The organism is Kytococcus sp. HMSC28H12, from assembly GCF_001816045.1.
Lineage (GTDB): Bacteria > Actinomycetota > Actinomycetes > Actinomycetales > Dermatophilaceae > Kytococcus > Kytococcus schroeteri.
The window spans coordinates 1-4,825 of sequence record NZ_KV824455.1 but is presented as its reverse complement, the minus strand read 5'-3'; the positions used below and the strand labels follow the sequence as shown (position 1 = coordinate 4,825).

Below are 4,825 nucleotides of genomic sequence, written 5' to 3'. Positions count from 1 at the left end.
TGCGCCCCCGCGCCCCCGCGCCCCGGCGCGCCGGCGCGCGGCTCAGCCGTCCAGCGCCGCCAGCATCTTGCCCGGGTTGAGGATGCCGCGCGGGTCCAGCGCCTGCTTGACCGCGCGGTGCATGGCCTGCGTGGCCGGGTCCAGCTCGCGGGCCAGCCACTCACGCTTGAGGTAGCCCACCCCGTGCTCGCCGGTGATGGTGCCGCCGAGCGCCAGCCCCAGCTCCATGAGCTGCTCGAACGCCCGCTCCGCCCGGGCCACCTCGGCGGGGTCGCCGGCATCGAAGAAGACGGCCGGGTGCAGGTTGCCGTCGCCCGCGTGGGCCACCACGGCCACGGTCGCGCCGGACTCCGCCCGCACCTCGGCCAGCCGCTCGAAGAACTCGGCCATCCGCGCCCGCGGCAGGCAGATGTCGTCCAGCAGCTGCCCGCCGCCGTGCGCCATCGCGTACTTCTCGTAGGCCGGCTGGGCCAGGCGGCGCGTGGCCACCATGGCCTCGCTGTCGGCCGGGTCGTCGGTGAAGCCCACGTCCAGCGCGCCGGCCTCCTCGGCGATCCGGGCGAACTCCTCCACCTCCCGCTGGGCCGATGCGGGGTCGCCCGACCCGTCGGACTGCACCAGCAGCATCGCGCCGGCCCCGGCGTCCAGGCCGAAGTCGCCGTAGTCGTTGAGCATGCCCAGGGTGGCGCCGTCGAGCATCTCCACCATGCTGGGCCGTGCGCCGGTGGCCATGAACTCGGCCACCACGCCGGCGGCCACGGCCTCGGAGGGGAAGGTGGCCACCGCCGTGAGCGGCGGCGCCAGCTGCGGCACGAGGCGCAGGGTCACCTCCACCACCACGCCGAGCGTCCCCTCGGAGCCGATGAACAGCCCGCGCAGGTCCAGGCCGGCCACGCCCTTGGCGGTGCGCGGTCCCAGGGTGGCAAGGGACCCGTCGGCCAGCACCACCTTGAGCTGGCGCACGTAGTCGCGGGTGACGCCGTACTTGACGCAGCACAGCCCGCCGGCGTTGGTGGCCACGTTGCCGCCGATGCTGCTGATGGCCACCGAGCCGGGGTCCGGCGGGTAGGCCAGGCCGTGCTCGCGGAGGTGGTCCTTGAGGGCCTGGTTGATGACGCCGGGCTGCACGGTGGCGGTCTGCTCGGCGGCGTCCACCTCCAGGATGCGGTCCATGCCGGCCAGGTTGAGCAGGATGCAGCCGGGCACCGCGTTGGCCCCGCCGCTGATGCCGGTGCGCGCGCCCTGCGGCACCACCGGCACGTGGTGGGCGTGGGCGAAGCGCAGGGTGGCCTGGACGTCCTCGGTGGAGCGGGCGCGCACCAGCGCCACGGCGCCCTCGGCGGGGCAGAACAGGGCGGTGTCGGCCGAGTGGGCGGCCACCACGTCGGCGTCGAGGGCGAGCGCGCCGTCCGAGAGGACCGGGGCCAGCTCGGACTGCAGCAGGGCGGCCAGCGCGGCGATGTCGGGGGCGGGCTGGGTGGCGGTGGTCGGGTCGGTCATCGGGCGGCCTCCGGGGTGGGGGTGTCGAGGACGGTCTCGGGCGTGGTGGGGGCGGGCTGGTCGTGCCCGGCGGCCTGCCCCGCGTCGGGGGCCGGCGACGCCTTGAGCGCCAGCACGGTGGCCGCGGCGGCCAGCATGACGCCGCCCACCACCCACATGCTCGCGTTCTGGGTGCCGGTCAGGTCGGCCAACCACCCGGTGACATACGGGGCGGCGAACCCGCTGGCGTTGCCCACGGAGTTGATGAGGGCGATGCCGCCGGCGGCCGCCGCGCCGGAGAGGAAGTGCGTGGGCAGGGGCCAGAAGTTGGGCAGCGCGGCGCAGATGCACATGCACACCACGGTCACGGCCGCCATCGCGGTGAACGGCGAGTTCAGGTACAGGGCGGCGGGGATCACCACGCCGCCCAGCAGCAGGGGTAGCACGAGGTGCCACACGCGCTCGCCGGTGCGGTCGGCGTGCCGGGCCCAGAGCACCATCGCCACGGCGGCGAAGGCGAACGGGATGGCCGTGATGAGCCCGATCTGCATGACCGAGTACTTCACCCCGAAGGTCTGCTGGAACCCGGCGATGATGGTGGGCAGGAAGAAGTTCATGGCGTACAGGCCGTAGGTGGTGCCGAAGTAGACGAAGGCCAGGGCCCAGACGCGGCCGTCGAGCAGGGTGCGGCGCAGCGGGTAGTGGAAGCGCTCGCCCGTGGTGGCCTGCTCGCGGGCCATCTCGGCGGCCAGCCAGTCGCGCTCCTCGGGCTCCAGCCACTGCGCCTGCTCGGGGCGGTCGGTGAGCAGGAACCAGCACACGACGCCGAGCAGCACGGCCGGCACGCCCTCCATGAGGTACATGAAACGCCACCCGGAGAGGCCGGCGATGCCGTCGCCCGTGCTGACCAGGAAGGCCGACAGGGGCGTGCCCACCACGGTGGACAGGGGGATGGCCAGCAGGAAGAACGCCGTGGCGCGGGCGCGCTCGCGGGCCGGGAACCAGTAGGTCAGGTACAGGATGATGCCGGGGAAGAAGCCGGCCTCGGCCACACCCAGCAGGAAGCGCAGGACGTAGAGCCAGCCGGCGCCGGGGACGAAGGCCATGAGGCTGGCCAGGACGCCCCAGGACACGATGATGCGGGCCAGCCAGCGGCGCGCGCCGAAGCGGTGGAGCGCCAGGTTGCTGGGCACCTCGAGCAGCAGGTAGCCGGCGAAGAAGATGCCGGAGGCCAGGCCGAACATGGTGGCGGTCAGGCCCAGCTCGGCGTTCATGCCGTTGGGGCCGGCGAAGCCGATGTTGGTGCGGTCGAGGTAGTTGACGAAGTACAGCGCGATGAGGAACGGGATGAGGCGCAGGGTGACCTTGCGCAGGGTGCGCCGTTCCAGGGCGGAGGGGACCGGCGGTGCGTCCGAGGGGTTCATGGGGGCTCCCGGTGTGTGCGCGGGGCGGGCTGAGGTGGCCTGAACGCTAGGAGTGTGTGCGCCGGCGCACAATGGTGAGATGCAACGTCGTGAGACCGAGTCGGTGGAGGATCCCTCCACCCCGCCGGTGAGTCCGGATCCGCACCGGGACGAGGGGGCGGCCGACGAGGCCGTGCCCGGCGGCGAGGGCTGGCTGTCCCTGCTCCTGCGCGACGCCTCGGTGGCCGAGCTCATGGCCCACGGGCGCGGTCTGGGGCCGCAGGGGGCCGCGCAGACCGTGCAGGCGCTGGAGGTCAGCGCCCGCCTGCAGCAGCGGGCCCGGCGGGCCGGTGAGCTCGGTGCGCTGAGCGACATCGCGGGCCGGCTCTCGAGCATGCGCTCGCCGCAGGACCTGCTGCCGCAGGTGGTGGCGCACGCCCGGCAGCTGCTCCGGGTGGACCTGGCCTACCTGGCCCTGCTCCACGGGGAGGGCGACCGGGAGGTGCTCCGCATCGAGGTGAGCGACGGCAACATCACCCCCGAGCTGGTGGGTGTGGAGCTCTCCCTGGGGCACGGGGTGGCCGGGTGGGTGATCCGCCACGCCCGGCCGCGGTGGAGCGCCGACTACCAGCACGATGCCGGCTTCACCCACTCCGAGACGGCGGACGCCGCCGCCCGTGCCGAGAACATGCACTCCGTGCTCGGGGCGCCGCTGCTGGTGCGGGGCCGGGCGGTCGGGGCCCTGTTCGCCGGGGTGCGCAGCCACCGGGACTTCCCGGAGGACGAGGTGACGCTGCTGTGCGCGCTGGCGCTCCACGCCGGCATCGCGTTGGACAATGCCGACCGCATGGCCCGCCTGGCCGAGGCTCGCGACGAGCTCGACCAGCGCTCGGAACGGCTGGCGCGCAGCCTCTCCTGGGACGAGCAGCTGCGCGAGGTGGTGCTGCGTGGCGGGGGCGTGGACGAGCTGCTCACGGAGGTGGGCACCGCGGTGGGCACGGCGGTGGAGCTCCTGCCGGCCGGGTCCCCCGGTGGCCCGCCCGCCGACGCCCACGCGGTGGAGGCCGCCGGGCGCCTGCTGGGCTGGCTGGTCCCGGCCACCCCACTCTCGGAGGAGTCCGCCCGGGTGGCCCTGGAACGCGCCGCCCCCACGGTGGCGCTCACGCTGATGGCCCAGCAGGCCACGGCCCAGGCTGCGGGGCGTGCCCGCACCCTGCACCTGCTGGAGCTGCTCACCACGCGGGAGGACGAGGAGGTGGACCCGGCCGAGCTCCGGCTGGCGGGGCTCGACCCGCGGCGGCGCCACGTGGTCGTCATCGTGGACGGGCAGGGCGCGGCGGCCGAGGACCCGCCGGAGTGGCTGCGCCGGCTGCCGCGGGGCACGGCCGTGCTGGGGCACCGGCAGGACGCGGTGCTCGTGGTGCCCGCGGGCCCCGAGGCGGTGGCCGACGTGCTGCGCCCGGCCGACCTGCTGGCGTCGGTGAGCGCCCCGGTGGTGCCGGTGGACGGGCTGCGGGCGGCCTACACCGAGGCGGTGGAGACCATGAAGGCGCTGCGCGCCCTCGGCGAGACCCGGGCGGTGGTGGGGCCGCAGGACGTGGGGCTGCACCGGCTGTTGCTCGGCGACGCCGGGCGTGGCCGCCTGCGGGAGGCCTTCGAGCGGCAGCTCGGCGAGGTCCGGGCCCACGAGGCGCGCCGCGGGGTGCCGCTGCTGGGCACCATGGCGGCCTTCCTGGACTGCGGCGGCAGCCCGGGGGCCACCGCATCGGCCCTGGGGGTGCACGTGAACACCGTCTACCAGCGCCTGGCGGTCGTGGACGGGCTGATCGGCGCGGACTGGCGGCGCCCCGGCCGGGCGCTGGAGCTGCACGTCCTGCTGCGGCTCACCGAGGCGCGTGCCGCCCTCGAGGAGGGGGCGTAGGCTCCACGCGACCCGCCCCTCC

General features: G+C 75.1%; 3 protein-coding genes. 1 reads left to right on the top strand and 2 read right to left on the bottom strand.

Going from position 1 to position 4,825, the window contains the following annotated elements; translation table 11 throughout:
- Positions 1-42: 42 nt before the first annotated feature.
- Together HMPREF3099_RS06195 and HMPREF3099_RS06190 are read right to left on the bottom strand one after the other, a co-directional pair.
- Positions 43-1,500, bottom strand: coding sequence for an FAD-binding oxidoreductase (locus tag HMPREF3099_RS06195; protein WP_070705190.1), 1,458 nt, complete (start codon positions 1,498-1,500; stop codon positions 43-45).
- On the bottom strand, positions 1,497-2,903 hold the full coding sequence (locus HMPREF3099_RS06190) for an MFS transporter (RefSeq protein WP_070705189.1): 1,407 nt from the start codon (positions 2,901-2,903) through the stop codon (positions 1,497-1,499). The genes HMPREF3099_RS06195 and HMPREF3099_RS06190 overlap by 4 nt, the downstream gene beginning before the upstream one ends.
- 79 nt (positions 2,904-2,982) lie before the next feature.
- Here HMPREF3099_RS06190 and HMPREF3099_RS13655 point away from each other — a divergent pair, with 79 nt between their 5' ends.
- On the top strand, positions 2,983-4,803 hold the full coding sequence (locus tag HMPREF3099_RS13655; protein WP_083323554.1) for a helix-turn-helix domain-containing protein: 1,821 nt from the start codon (positions 2,983-2,985) through the stop codon (positions 4,801-4,803).
- The last annotated feature ends 22 nt before the right edge of the window (positions 4,804-4,825 follow it).